Origin of the sequence: Alloscardovia venturai (assembly GCF_042676605.1) — a bacterium.
Classification (GTDB): Bacteria; Actinomycetota; Actinomycetes; order Actinomycetales; family Bifidobacteriaceae; genus Alloscardovia; species Alloscardovia venturai.
In genome coordinates this window covers 305,575-318,357 of sequence record NZ_JBHTHQ010000021.1, presented here as the reverse complement: position 1 = coordinate 318,357, position 12,783 = coordinate 305,575, and the positions used below count along the sequence as shown (strand labels likewise).

The window sequence follows — 12,783 nt, the reverse complement described above, 5'->3', positions numbered from 1 at the left end:
AATGAAGCGTAGTGAAGTAACGAAAATCGTAGTAGTCAATGGTCCGAATCTAGGACGTTTGGGTGTACGCGAGCCTGAAATTTATGGTTCTGATACTCTTGATAATCTTCGTACTGCGTGTACGCAATGGGGCGAAGAGCTTGGATTTAAAGTAGATGTACGCCAGAGTGATTCTGAAGCTGAAGTTATTCAATGGATACATCAGGCTGTCGATGAAAAGACTCCTATTGTTATGAATCCTGCTGCTTTTACTCACTATTCTTACGGGTTAGCGGATGCTGCAGCACAGGTCACCGACGTAGATATACCGCTCATAGAAGTACATATTTCTAATCCTGCTGCTCGAGAATCTTTCCGCAAGCATTCTGTGATTTCGCCTATTGCCACAGGGACAATTACTGGTATGGGATTCTACGGTTACAAGCTTGCTCTCGAGGCAATTTCCAATATACTCGAGGATTAAACATGCTCACGTTGCATAACGACTATCATGCAGGTGCGCATCCCGATGTTTTGAACGCGTTAGTAAAGACCAATGGGATTCCGCAGAATGGTTACGGCGACGACGAGTATACCGTGCAGGCTCGTACCAAGATTTGCGGAGCTGTATCTCAGCCAGATGCCGACGTGTACTTCCTCGTGGGTGGAACTCAGACCAATCAAATCATTATTGATACCATGCTTAATGCATGGGAGGGCGTAGTTTCTGCAGATACCGGTCATATCAATATGCACGAGGCGGGTGCTATTGAGTTTACCGGGCATAAGGTTCTCACTGTTTTGAGTCGTGATGGCTTAATGAACCCAGCGGATATTAAGAAGCTCGCTGAAGATCATTACAATGATCCCAGTGAAACGCACATGGTATACCCAGGCATGGTGTATCTGAGTTATCCATCTGAGTTTGGAACTTTGTACTCCCGCGAGGATCTACTGGAAATTCGTGCAATCTGCGATGAGTTCGAAATGCCTCTATTCATCGATGGTGCACGACTTGGGTACGCATTGGGATCTCATACAGAGCATGTAAGTTTGCCTGAACTTGCTGAAATTGCTGATGTCTTCTATATTGGAGGCACAAAACTTGGTGCATTAGTTGGTGAAGCAGTTGTGTTTAAGCCAGGTAAAGCGCCATCACACTTCGTCACTCAAATTAAGCAGCATGGCGCTTTGCTTGCACAAGGACGAGTACTCGGTGTACAGTTCGATGCGCTTTTTACTGATGACTTGTATGTACGCATTGGTCGCGAATCAGACCGTTTGGCTCAGCGTATTGTGGCTGTGATGGAGTCGCATGGGTACGAACGTTATGTGGAGAGCCCTACGAATCAGCAGTTCTTCAGAATGAATGAAGAGCAGTATAAGAAGTTGACGAGCGTGGCAACGGTGACTTTATGGGAGCCTCCTCATAACGGTCAGTACATTGTACGGATAGTAACGAGTTGGGACACTACGGATGAGATGGTGGACGAGCTTGATAAGGCACTAGACTAGGTGAGTGTATTGGCAAATCCTTAGTGACAGAAGAACTCAATTTCCATAGCGTGAAGTTCGTAAAGCCCATGATATTTTTCTGGCTGCTCGAGATCATGTACGAGCAGCCTCAACAATGCCCATAGAAATGAAATGGCCCCACTATCAATGTGTGAGGCTAGTAAACATATTCACTGTGATTGAGCATTACGCTTCAATACTATGCTGCTTTATTCTGCGTATATTGAAAACGACAAACAGAGCCTGAGCAATAAATGTACTGAGCATAATTACAGTCGCCATTACACGAATATCAGAAATCCACATCACTGAGACGATACAGCCTGACGCAATGACACCAATAATTGAAGCGAGCGTTCTAACATTCATACGATGAGTTGGCCTGTTAAAAATCGAGTGAATGAGAACTCCTGTATAGAAGAGGATAATTCCTCCAAGTAATATGTAGTGCGCGACTTGAGGAGCCTGCGGATCGAGGAAGTCATAAGCAACAGTAACAAGGTTAATCCCAAACCATACTAAGTAGTGGAAATACACCATAACAGTCGCCTTACTGCCATTGGCATGGTCATCAATGACATGGTCAAATTCGACGATATAGAACATAAAGAGATTCACAATGACGAGATAGCTAAAAATATTAAAAATAGTGAATGTACTTAAGCGGAAGTACTGTGCCTGCCCAACGAGCAACTCACCAAGCATAATGATGGTGAGGAGACCCAGACGTTCGATGAGATGAGGAACGTTGAGCGGAATTGCCTTCATTTGTCTGTTTGCTAAGAGAGGATAGAAGAGGAAAGCAACTACAGAAATACTAACGATAATTACACCAATGAATCCACCAATAATTGTCCCGATGATTATTCCTGCTAGTCTCAGCGAAAGCATAACGACAAATATTCGAGCGACGTTTGTATCAGTTTTGCCGTTTCTTTCAATGGCAATCCACACATACTGACCAAGCTGAATGAGAGAAAGCACAATAAGGCCAACGGAAAAGATACGAAACTCTTCGAAAGATTCAGATGTAGAATACTCTGCCATGAAAAGTAAAACTGGCATCTGGAGGACTGTCATCGAGATGATATCTTTGAAATCATGACGTCCAAAACGGTTGAAATAAATGGTCTGAATATTCTATGAACCCACAAAACTGATGAAAACTGTCAGATAAAGGAGTACTGTCAACCAGCTTGCCTCATGGTGACGTAGAGGTTCAAAGATTTCTGTGATTTTTGAAACTGCGAAGACGAAAACGAGATCATAAAATAGTTCGGTGAGCGAAACTTTTTTCGCTGGAACTTCAATGGATTTATCTTCAGTTGCAATGAAACGAGCTGCGTCACGATGCATCTCATCAGTAACTTTTTCCACATAACTTTCTGCCATAGAAGTATAGTACAAAAGAGGTCAAAACCTTTGAAATTCTTGGGGAATGGTGCCTCTTTCTCAGCGTGTTAAACCTTGGAATTCGTACACTGTGGCTGATACACTTAAATTCCATGGTTAATGAGCATGGTAATAATTCTGAGCATATCACTAAGCACATTTTTGTCACTGGTGGCGTAGTTTCTTCCCTCGGTAAAGGTCTTACCGCATCATCTCTCGGTCGTCTTCTCCGCAGCCGCGGGTTGCGTGTGCTTCAGCAGAAGTTGGACCCGTACATCAACGTCGATCCAGGTACGATGAATCCATTCCAGCATGGTGAAGTGTATGTGACGGAAGACGGAGCAGAGACGGATTTGGATATCGGTCACTACGAACGCTTCTTAGATGTGCCGCTGAGTCAAGCTGCCAATGTAACAACTGGTCAGATTTATCAGAATGTTCTGCGCAAGGAGCGTGCTGGTGAGTATCTTGGTCAGTGTGTTCAGGTGATTCCTCACATTACCAATGAGATTAAAGAGCGCATGCGTGAACAGGCTTCCGACGATGTCGACGTCATCATTACCGAAATTGGCGGAACAGTCGGTGATATTGAGTCTCAGCCATTCTTGGAAGCAGCTCGTGAGGTGCGCACTGAGCTCGGTCCAGAAAATTGCATGTTTGTGCATGTGTCTTTGGTACCGTGGATTGCCTCGGCACATGAGTTGAAGACAAAACCAACTCAGCATTCTGTGATGATGCTTCGTCAGCTCGGCATCCGTCCTGATGCCTTAGTTCTTCGTTCTGACCGACCATTGAATCAGGGCATCAAGGATAAGATTTCCCTCATGTGTGACGTCTCTGAAGAGGCCGTCGTCAATTGTGTGGATGTACCAAGTATCTATGAAATCCCAGTTATGCTTCACAACGAAGGGTTGGATTCGTATGTTGTAGAGCACTTAGAGCTTAAGTGCAGCGATGTTGATTGGGCAGAGTGGGAAGATCTACTCGATCGTGTTCATCATCCAAAGGACGAAGTCACTATCGGTATCGTGGGTAAGTACATTGATTTGCCGGATGCATATCTCTCTGTCACCGAAGCTATTAAGGCGGGCGGTTTTGGTAACCATGTTCGTGCAAAGGTTGAGTGGATTGCAGCTGATGATTGCGAAACTCCTGAGGGGGCAAAGCGCTACCTCGGCAAGCTCGATGGTATCGTCATCCCTGGTGGATTTGGTATCCGTGGCATCGAAGGCAAGATTGAAGCATTACACTTTGCGCGTGAAAACAAACTTCCGGCTTTGGGCATCTGCTTAGGTATGCAGTCTATGGTTATTGAGTACTCCCGTAACGTACTCGGCTATGCGGATGCAAATTCTTCTGAATTTGAAGATGGTACTTCACATCCAGTCATTGCCACTATGGAAGAGCAGAAGGCAATAGTTTCCGGTAACGGTGATATGGGTCACACCATGCGTCTTGGCTCTTACCCAGCTGTTCTCAAAGAGAAGTCTTTGGCAGCAGATCTCTACGGAAGTACAAACGTAACCGAACGCCATCGTCATCGCTACGAAGTCGCATTGAATATCAAACCAGAGCTTGAAGCAGCAGGTTTATCTATCAGCGGTTCTTCTCCTGATGGACAACTTGCAGAGTTTGTAGAGCTTCCACAGGCTGTTCACCCATTCTACATTGGTACTCAGGCTCATCCTGAGTTTAAGAGTCGTCCAACCAAGCCGCACCCATTGTTCCAGGGTTTGGTGAAGACTGCAGTAGATCGCAAACATGCCCTTGAGGCAGAAAAGCCCGCTGCCTAGAAGATACACTCACATTCGATTGCGTCTGCGGTGTGAACTATTTCACTCCAAAGGCGCAATTGTGTATTACCCCTAGAAATTTGCTATATGACTTTCTACAATGGCAAAAGGTTAAAGAGTTCAAAGATTAAAGACTTAAGAGGAGGTGAAGCGTGACAGATTTGCAAGAACAAAAGAAGCTAGCTGGCGATGTTGAAATGAATAAGTACGTTGATGCCCGCGGCGGTGTTAATGTTGAAAAGCTTCAGCAGGATGATGAAATTATCTCCCAGTTTGGCGAATATTCTTACGGTTGGCACGATTCCGACGAGGCAGGAAAAGCTGCAAAGAAGGGTGTTTCTGAGCAGGTAATTCGTGAAATCTCTGCAGACAAGAATGAACCTCAGTGGATGCTTGATATACGACTGCGAGGTTATAAGGCATTCGTAGAAAAGCCAATGCCTGACTGGGGTGTGGATCTTTCCGGCTTCGATGCTGATGACTTCAAGTACTATGTGAAGCCAATCGATAAGCAGGCGACAAGCTGGGATGAGCTTCCAGAAGATATTAAGAACACCTATGATCGTTTAGGCATTCCTGAAGCTGAGAAGAACCGTTTGGTGTCAGGAGTTGCTGCTCAGTACGAGTCGGAGGTTATTTATAATTCTATTCGCGAGGATTTGAAAGCGCAGGGTGTTATCTTCGTAGATACAGATACCGCAGTACGCGAGTATCCCGACCTTGTCAAAAAGTACTTTGGAACTGTAGTCTCTCCAGAAGATAATAAGTTTGGTGCATTGAATACTGCAGCATGGTCCGGTGGCTCCTTCGTGTACGTGCCAAAGGGCGTTCACGTGGATATTCCACTTCAGGCGTACTTCCGTATCAACACTCCTGCAATGGGACAGTTCGAACGCACGTTAATCATTGCAGATGAGGGATCATATGTGCACTATGTTGAAGGTTGCACGGCTCCAATCTATAACGAAGATTCCCTCCATGCAGCAATCGTGGAAATCATCGTAGAGAAGCACGCGCGCGTACGCTATACCACTGTTCAGAACTGGTCAAACAACGTTTATAACCTTGTAACGCAACGTGCGTATGTGCGTGAGGGTGGCACTATGGAATGGGTTGATGGAAACATCGGCTCCAAGGCTACTATGAAGTATCCAGCGTGTATTTTGGCAGAGCCTTATGCAAAGGCAGAAACCATGTCATTGGGCTTCGCAGGTAAAGGACAATATCAGGATACTGGTGCAAAGATGATTCACTTGGCGCCACATACCAGCTCTACTATCGTGGCAAAGTCTATTTCTCGTGGCGGGGGTCGTTCAGCGTACCGTGGTCTTGTCAAGATTGTGGATGGGGCAGAAGGATCTAGTTCGAATGTAGTGTGTGATGCACTGCTTGTCGATGACTTCTCTCGCTCGGACACCTACCCTCATGTAGACGTTCGCGAAGATGACGTATCTATGGCACACGAAGCAACGGTTTCCAAGGTCTCTGAAGACCAACTATTCTATCTGATGAGCCGTGGTATCGAAGAGAAGGAAGCTATGGGTATGATTGTGCGTGGCTTCGTGGAGCCAATTTCTCGTGAGCTTCCCATGGAATATGCTCTTGAGCTCAACCGTTTGGTCGAGTTGCAGATGGAAGGATCGGTAGGCTAATTATGGCAAATCAAGAAGTACAGATCCCCGTAGTAGATCCAAACGATCCATATGCAATCCCAGCTACGATGCCATCGAGTGCAGATCGCAATCCTCGTTCTTTCGAGGTGACTGATTTCGCTATTCCTACACACAAGCAGGATGATTGGCGATTTACCCCTGTAGAGCGCATTGCTGAATTTGCGGAGGTCTTTGAACCAGCAGATAAATTGAACGTCGAGCTTTCCATGCTTGATGGTTCTGATGTTCCAGCCACTGTGGTGCTTAAAAAGATTACGAAATCTGACAAGCCAGCTGGCACAGTTTCAAAGCCAAATGATCGTGTATCTGCTGTCGAGTGGAATAGTGGGAATGCTGCATATTCTTTGCACGTGGCTGAAGATGTAGTGTCACCAATTGTTGTGAAGGTAACCGGTACTTCTCTTGAACTTGATTCCTTCCACCTTGTCATCACTACTGATGCAAACGTTCACGCAGATGTGGTAGTCGAGCATGAAGGCCAAGCAAAACTTGCTGAAGGTGTAGAAATCTCTACGGGCGATTTCTCTGAGGTATCCACCACATTTATTCAGGAATGGTCCAGCAATTCCAAGCATGTAGGCAACCATCGTATTCATGTGGGCAAAGGTGCGGCGCTTCGTCACAGTGTAGTAACTCTTGGCGGTAACCTTGTACGCATTCGTATGGACCAGGACTTCGGTGGTGAGCAGGGCGACCTCAATATGCTCGGTATCTACTTCGCTGAGCCTGGCGAACACATTGAGCATCGGACCATGGTTGTCCATAACGCTCCAGAGTGCAAGTCTCGTGTGGTCTATAAGGGCGCTCTGTCTGGTAAGGGCGCGCACTCTACATGGGTTGGGAATGCTCTTATTGAGCCAACAGCTCCTGGGACAGATTCCTATGAGCTCAACCGCAATCTCATCTTGGTCCCTGGTGCTGTAGCTGATTCAGAGCCAAATCTTGAAATTGAGAACGGTAATATCGTAGGTGCTGGTCATGCAAGTTCTGTAGGTCGCTTCGATGATGAAGAGCTCTTCTATTTGATGAGCCGTGGTATCTCTGAGAAGGATGCGCAGAAGCTTGTAGTCGCGGGATTCTTTAATGAACTTATTGAGCAAATTGGTATCCCCGCAATTTCTGAACACTTAATGAATACCGTGAACGCACGTTTGGAGAAGTAAATGTCTACTATCGAAATTAAGGATCTCTACGCTTCAGTAGAAACTAAAGAGGGTCGTAAGCAAATCCTCAAAGGTGTAAATCTAACCATTAATTCCAATGAAACCCATGCGATTATGGGACCAAACGGTTCGGGCAAGTCGACGTTGGCTTACACTCTCGCAGGTCATCCAAAGTATGAAGTGGATTCTGGAGAGGTTTTGCTTGACGGTCGCGATATCTTAAAGATGACCCCTGATGAGCGTGCGCAGGCAGGTTTATTCCTTGCTATGCAGTACCCAGTAGAAGTTCCAGGCGTTCCTATGACTAATTTCTTGCGTACGGCTAAAACTGCGGTAGATGGCCAGGCGCCGGCTATTCGTCAGTGGTCTAAAGAGCTTTCGGCAGCTATGAAAAATCTTAAGATGGACCCTAAGTTTGCCTCGCGCTCTGTCAATGAAGGTTTCTCGGGTGGTGAGAAGAAGCGTGCTGAGGTGCTTCAGCTAGAGATTTTGAAACCAAAGTTTGCTATTCTCGATGAAACTGATTCTGGGCTGGATGTGGATGCGCTTCGTATCGTGTCAGAGGGTGTTAACCGTGCTAAAGCATCCACTGGTCTTGGCATCATGATGGTGACCCATTACACTCGCATTTTGAAGTACATTAAGCCAGACATCGTTCACGTTTTCGCTGATGGTCACATCGTCGAAACTGCCGGTCCTGAATTGGCTGATTATCTTGAAGAGAATGGTTATGACAAATACCTTCCAGAGGGTACGACTGAGTCCGCTCAGGCCTAAGACTAGCTTAAGTCTAGAAATTAAATTTACATAAAACCAGTCATTTTATGGCGAGTTTGATGGCGATGCGATATAAATAGTCGTATCGCCAGTATTTTTTGATAAGACGTATGTGCAACTGTGAGGTGGATTATGGCAGATTTCGGATACGATTTTGAGGCTGTCCGTGCGCAATTTCCTCTTCTCAATCAGGAAATTCACGGACATCGTCTCGCGTACTTAGATTCAGGAGCTACGGCGCAGAAACCTGAAAGCGTCATTGACGCAGAATCCGAGTTCTACCGCACAATTAATGCAGGTGTTCACCGAGGGGCTCATGAACTCGCAGCCCGAAGTACCGAAGCATTTGAGAGTGCGCGTTATAGCGTGGCTCGACTAGTTGGAGCGGATGCTGGCGACGGTAAGGATGAAATCGTCGTAACTGGTGGTGCCACTGCAAGCTTAAATATGTTGGCAAATGCATTTGATCATGCATCTTTGGACGGCATCGAACTATTCGCAGTTGGTGAGGGCGATGAAATCGTCGTATCGCGCGCAGAGCACCATTCAGTTTTGCTCCCATTCCAGGAGCTTGCTCGTCGTACTGGAGCAAGACTCAAATGGCTTGATTTAGATTCGGAAGGTCGAATTAAAACCGACCGTGAATCGTTGGAAAATACCATTACCGAGCACACAAGGATTATAGCCTTTACCCATATTTCTAATGTCACTGGTGCTATTACAAATGTAGCAAGCATCGTTAAGCGTGCTCGTGAAGTTGGGGCAGTAGTGGTGCTTGATGCCTGTCAATCCGTTCCTCATATCAAGATAGATTTTCATAACCTTGATGTGGACTTTGCTGTATGGAGTGCACATAAAATGTATGGCCCGACGGGTGTCGGTTTCCTTTACGGCAAACGTGAGTTGCTCGAAAAACTCCCCGCTATGAACTTTGGCGGTTCCATGGTAGAACTTGCATGGATGGAAAAACCTGCACAGTACATGGCTCCTCCTGCAAAGTTTGAAGCAGGAACTCAGCCAGTAGCACAGGTTGTAGCAGCTGGTATAGCTGCTGAATGGATGATGAATATCGGTCTTGAAAATATCGAAGCTCACGAGAAAGCACTGGTCCCTGAACTTCTAAAGCTACAGGATATTGAAGGTGTCACGATTTTAGGACCCCTGAACTCAGAAAATCGCATTGGAACAGTTGCCTTTGAAATCCGCGACGTTCATCCTCATGATGTGGGACAGTTCATTGACTCTCGCGGAATTGCTATCCGCGTGGGTCACCACTGTGCACAGCCTGTACACCGTCATTTTGGCTACTATGCTTCCAACCGCGCGAGCCTCGGCGTCTATAATACGGTGGAAGAAATTAAACGTCTACGTTCGGCAGTAGCTGATGTATATGGATTCTTCCACCGTTAAACGCTAATATCAGGGTATTACAGACTTTCAGGAGATTCTTATATGTACGAAGGTATGAGCGACCAAGAGCTTGAGCAGATGTATCAGGAAGTAATTCTCGAGGCATCCAAGGCGCCACATGGCAAGCAGAAGTTTGCCGAGGATATCACCACAGTGACAGCTGAGAAACTCGGTTCCAATGTAGCTGCCACAACTGTGGCTGCGGAGCATGAGTATTGTGTGAGCGCTCAGTCTCATCAGTTCAATCCAACCTGTGGCGATGAAGTCACCGTACGTGTGGAGCTTTCTGATGGTTCTGATGGCAAGCCTATTCGCATTGAAAATCTCATTTGGGATGGTCAAGGATGTTCTATCTCTCAGGCCAGTTTGTCAATTATGTACGATCTTGTACACGATAAGACACTTGATGATGCAATGAAATTGTCTCGTACTTTCAAACAATTGATGGAATCTCGTGGTGCCGGATTGGAAGACGAAGATGATACAGAATCGTTGGAAGATGCAGTAGTATTCCAAGGCGTGTCCAAATACCCAATGCGTATCAAGTGTGCGTTGCTGGGCTGGGAAGGGCTGAAAGACTCTGCTGCTCTCGCGCTGACGCAGATGAAGGGGGAGCAGTGACACAAGGGAATCTCGTTCCAGGGCCGAGTAGCAGCATCATGAATGCAGTAAATCATGTTGTGGGAAATTCTGAACTTGCTCACCAAATAACACAAAATCCGTCTTCCGCAGGTATGCTAGAGGAATCATATAAAAAATCTCAGAAACAACGTGAGGGAAAGACCATGCCAAACGGTACAACAACCGAGGAATTTGAAGGTGTGACGTTGACTTTCGTCGATCAAATTGGCCGTGCCACTGCACAAGATGTAAAAGAAGCTCTCCACCAGGTCATGGACCCAGAACTTGGCGTCGACGTCGTAGATTTAGGTCTTCTCTACGGTGTAGAAATCGATGAGAAAGGTCGTGCGATTCTCACTATGACATTGACTACGCCTGCATGTCCTTTGACTGACCTTATCGAAGATGAGTGTGCCTCTGTACTTGCTGGTTTGGTTGAAGAATTCCGTGTGGATTGGACATGGACTCCTGCCTGGAATGTGGATATGGTGACTGAGGATGGGGCGGCACAGCTAGCAGCTCTCGGGATGAACCTTAATAATCTTCCACGCGCATATGCATAGACATGTGTGTACTCCAACAGATAAGTTCAGTCATACTGAGGCGGGGTTCCTTCCTCACATTAAGAAAAGAGCTATGATGGGTTTCTTTGATTTTCTCTTCGGAAAGAAGAATAGTACTGATCTCAATGATCAGGTTGCTTTTAATAATTCGGTAGAGTATGACACTCCAACATCCGAACCTTCTCGGTCGGAAACGCACGAAGATGAAGTAGAAGGTGGCTTGACTCAGTCTGAAATCGATACAATTAAGAGAGGTAGACCGATTGAAGCCATTAAGCACGTCCGCGAGCGTAGTGGCGTAGGCATAGTGGAAGCCAAGCAGCGCGTAGATGCATATCGTGCTACGCATGCCGGTTTCTAGGGAAGTGCCTATCACATAATACGATAATTCCAACCTATACGCTAAACTAAAGTTTCAACGATGTAGTAAAGCGTTCCTTGCATACTTGAGTTTTTCTCGAGTCGCTAGGAACGTTTTTTTGAGAGAAGGAAAGAATATATGTCGTTGAATTTATCATGGCAGCTTCACGGTGATGGCAAGCATATTGCGCCGGGTGAAGTTATCGAGCCAGAAGAGCGCTTAACCGTTCCGCGTACAGCAGGTATCGGTGCTCAGCATGTCATTGCGATGTTTGGTTCAACATTCCTTGTGCCAATCTTGACACATTTTGACCCGTCGGTGACGCTATTCTTTACAGCATTGTCTACTGGACTCTTCCTTTTGATCAATAACAACAAGCTACCTAGCTATCTGGGTAGCTCGTTTGGTTTTATTGCTCCGATTGCTGCCGTAGCAACAGCTCATAAGGGCATTGAGGTCGCAAGCTTTGGCATTCTGTGCACAGGTTTACTCCTCGCTATTGTTGGCGTTATCGTTCATTTTGCTGGAGCGAAGTGGATTGATCATGCGATGCCACCAGTCGTTAACGGCGCCATTGTCGCAATTATTGGTTTTAATTTAGCTCCATCAGCATGGAATAATTTTAAGGTGGCTCCTGATACTGCCGTCGTTACACTTGTGGCAGTCATGTTAATCGCTGTACTTTTCAGAGGTATGATTGGTCGTCTGAATATTCTTCTTGGTGTCATTATCGGCTATGTTTATGCGGTAATCCGTGGGCAAGTAGATTTTAAACCAGTAGCGCAAGCTGCGTGGATTGGTCTTCCACAGTTCCACCTTCCACAGGTCGATTTCTCTATTTTGCTGAATTTCTTACCTGTTGTTCTCGTTCTTATCGCTGAAAATATCGGGCATGTCAAATCGGTCGCATTAATGACTGGTCATGACTATGATGAGCAAATCGGGCGATCTCTCTTTGCAGATGGTTTAGGCACAATGTTCGCAGGTCTCGGTGGTGGCTCAGGCACTACTACATATGCTGAAAATATTGGAGTTATGGCAGCTACGAAAGTGTATTCCACTTTGGCATATTGGTTTGCTGCACTCTTTGCTTTGATTCTGAGCCTTTGCCCTAAGTTCGGCGCAATCATTAACACTATTCCAGGCGGAGTTCTTGGTGGTGTCACTACGTTGCTCTACGGCATGATTGGTATGCTTGGTGTGCGTATTTGGGTCGAGAATAAGGTAGATTTCTCTAAGAATGTCAATATGATGGTGGCAGCTGTTGTCATGGTGGTCGGCATAGCAGACTTCACCTTCGCAATCCAGGGTATCTCTTTCAACGGCATTGCAATTGGTTCCATTGCAGCTCTCGTGGTCTATCATGTACTCAAGAATCTCGGTAAACTTACCGGTGCAGTTGTTGATGATGACGACTATATCGACAGCAAGGATGAGACTCCCTATAAAGTACACGAAGATAAATAAGCGATGTTGAAGTAAAACCAGCTAATTTGTCGAATATAAAGATGGTCCTAACTCCATGAGCTAGGACCA

13 protein-coding genes are annotated in these 12,783 nt (G+C 46.0%); 11 read left to right on the top strand and 2 right to left on the bottom strand.

All coding sequences use genetic code 11. The features are described from left to right. Position 1: 1 nt before the first annotated feature. Both aroQ and ACFQY8_RS04765 read left to right on the top strand, forming a co-directional pair. Complete coding sequence (gene aroQ, locus ACFQY8_RS04770; protein WP_377938751.1) at positions 2-463, top strand: type II 3-dehydroquinate dehydratase; 462 nt, start codon at positions 2-4, stop codon at positions 461-463. 2 nt (positions 464-465) lie between these two features. Beyond that, positions 466-1,494 (top strand): threonine aldolase family protein, encoded by a 1,029-nt coding sequence (locus ACFQY8_RS04765; protein WP_377938750.1) that lies wholly within the window; start codon positions 466-468, stop codon positions 1,492-1,494. Positions 1,495-1,680: 186 nt separating this feature from the next. Here ACFQY8_RS04765 and ACFQY8_RS04760 read toward each other — a convergent pair whose 3' ends face one another. Continuing rightward, complete coding sequence (locus ACFQY8_RS04760; RefSeq protein ID WP_377939198.1) at positions 1,681-2,622, bottom strand: low temperature requirement protein A; 942 nt, start codon at positions 2,620-2,622, stop codon at positions 1,681-1,683. A gap of 12 nt (positions 2,623-2,634) precedes the next feature. Then, positions 2,635-2,886, bottom strand: a complete 252-nt coding sequence (locus ACFQY8_RS04755) for a hypothetical protein (RefSeq protein ID WP_377938749.1) — start codon at positions 2,884-2,886, stop codon at positions 2,635-2,637. Positions 2,887-2,999: 113 nt separating this feature from the next. Between ACFQY8_RS04755 and ACFQY8_RS04750 the strand changes: the two genes are divergently transcribed. The 9 genes from ACFQY8_RS04750 (at position 3,000) to ACFQY8_RS04710 (ending at position 12,714) form a co-directional block, all read left to right on the top strand. Further along, on the top strand, positions 3,000-4,679 hold the full coding sequence (locus ACFQY8_RS04750) for a CTP synthase (RefSeq protein ID WP_377938748.1): 1,680 nt from the start codon (positions 3,000-3,002) through the stop codon (positions 4,677-4,679). Between the two features lie 197 nt (positions 4,680-4,876). Beyond that, entirely contained in the window at positions 4,877-6,331 is a 1,455-nt protein-coding gene (gene sufB, locus ACFQY8_RS04745) for a Fe-S cluster assembly protein SufB (RefSeq protein WP_377939197.1), read from the top strand. 2 nt (positions 6,332-6,333) lie between these two features. Next, the gene (gene sufD, locus ACFQY8_RS04740) at positions 6,334-7,515 is read left to right on the top strand and encodes a Fe-S cluster assembly protein SufD (protein ID WP_377938747.1); all 1,182 of its coding nucleotides are present in this window, start codon (positions 6,334-6,336) and stop codon (positions 7,513-7,515) included. Then, entirely contained in the window at positions 7,516-8,292 is a 777-nt protein-coding gene (gene sufC / locus ACFQY8_RS04735; protein ID WP_377938746.1) for a Fe-S cluster assembly ATPase SufC, read from the top strand. A 132-nt stretch (positions 8,293-8,424) separates the two neighbouring features. Then, positions 8,425-9,702: a SufS family cysteine desulfurase gene (locus tag ACFQY8_RS04730; protein WP_377938745.1), complete on the top strand. Its 1,278-nt coding sequence runs from the start codon at positions 8,425-8,427 to the stop codon at positions 9,700-9,702. 42 nt (positions 9,703-9,744) lie between these two features. Further along, positions 9,745-10,323: a Fe-S cluster assembly sulfur transfer protein SufU gene (gene sufU / locus ACFQY8_RS04725; protein ID WP_377938744.1), complete on the top strand. Its 579-nt coding sequence runs from the start codon at positions 9,745-9,747 to the stop codon at positions 10,321-10,323. Next, positions 10,320-10,886 (top strand): metal-sulfur cluster assembly factor, encoded by a 567-nt coding sequence (locus tag ACFQY8_RS04720; RefSeq protein WP_377938743.1) that lies wholly within the window; start codon positions 10,320-10,322, stop codon positions 10,884-10,886. The genes sufU and ACFQY8_RS04720 overlap by 4 nt, the downstream gene beginning before the upstream one ends. After that, on the top strand, positions 10,879-11,247 hold the full coding sequence (locus ACFQY8_RS04715) for a hypothetical protein (protein WP_377938742.1): 369 nt from the start codon (positions 10,879-10,881) through the stop codon (positions 11,245-11,247). The genes ACFQY8_RS04720 and ACFQY8_RS04715 overlap by 8 nt, the downstream gene beginning before the upstream one ends. A gap of 138 nt (positions 11,248-11,385) precedes the next feature. Beyond that, complete coding sequence (locus ACFQY8_RS04710) at positions 11,386-12,714, top strand: uracil-xanthine permease family protein (RefSeq protein WP_377938741.1); 1,329 nt, start codon at positions 11,386-11,388, stop codon at positions 12,712-12,714. Positions 12,715-12,783: the final 69 nt, after the last annotated feature.

What these genes read in the sequence shown, in the direction of transcription:
- aroQ (WP_377938751.1), top strand. Translation starts at nt 2, where the DNA reads ATGAAGCGTAGTGAAGTAACGAAAATCGTAGTAGTCAATGGTCCGAAT.
- ACFQY8_RS04765 (WP_377938750.1), top strand. Translation starts at nt 466, where the DNA reads ATGCTCACGTTGCATAACGACTATCATGCAGGTGCGCATCCCGATGTT.
- ACFQY8_RS04755 (WP_377938749.1), bottom strand. Translation starts at nt 2,886, where the DNA reads ATGGCAGAAAGTTATGTGGAAAAAGTTACTGATGAGATGCATCGTGAC.
- ACFQY8_RS04750 (WP_377938748.1), top strand. Translation starts at nt 3,000, where the DNA reads ATGGTTAATGAGCATGGTAATAATTCTGAGCATATCACTAAGCACATT.
- sufB (WP_377939197.1), top strand. Translation starts at nt 4,877, where the DNA reads ATGAATAAGTACGTTGATGCCCGCGGCGGTGTTAATGTTGAAAAGCTT.
- sufD (WP_377938747.1), top strand. Translation starts at nt 6,334, where the DNA reads ATGGCAAATCAAGAAGTACAGATCCCCGTAGTAGATCCAAACGATCCA.
- sufC (WP_377938746.1), top strand. Translation starts at nt 7,516, where the DNA reads ATGTCTACTATCGAAATTAAGGATCTCTACGCTTCAGTAGAAACTAAA.
- ACFQY8_RS04730 (WP_377938745.1), top strand. Translation starts at nt 8,425, where the DNA reads ATGGCAGATTTCGGATACGATTTTGAGGCTGTCCGTGCGCAATTTCCT.
- sufU (WP_377938744.1), top strand. Translation starts at nt 9,745, where the DNA reads ATGTACGAAGGTATGAGCGACCAAGAGCTTGAGCAGATGTATCAGGAA.
- ACFQY8_RS04715 (WP_377938742.1), top strand. Translation starts at nt 10,879, where the DNA reads ATGCATAGACATGTGTGTACTCCAACAGATAAGTTCAGTCATACTGAG.
- ACFQY8_RS04710 (WP_377938741.1), top strand. Translation starts at nt 11,386, where the DNA reads ATGTCGTTGAATTTATCATGGCAGCTTCACGGTGATGGCAAGCATATT.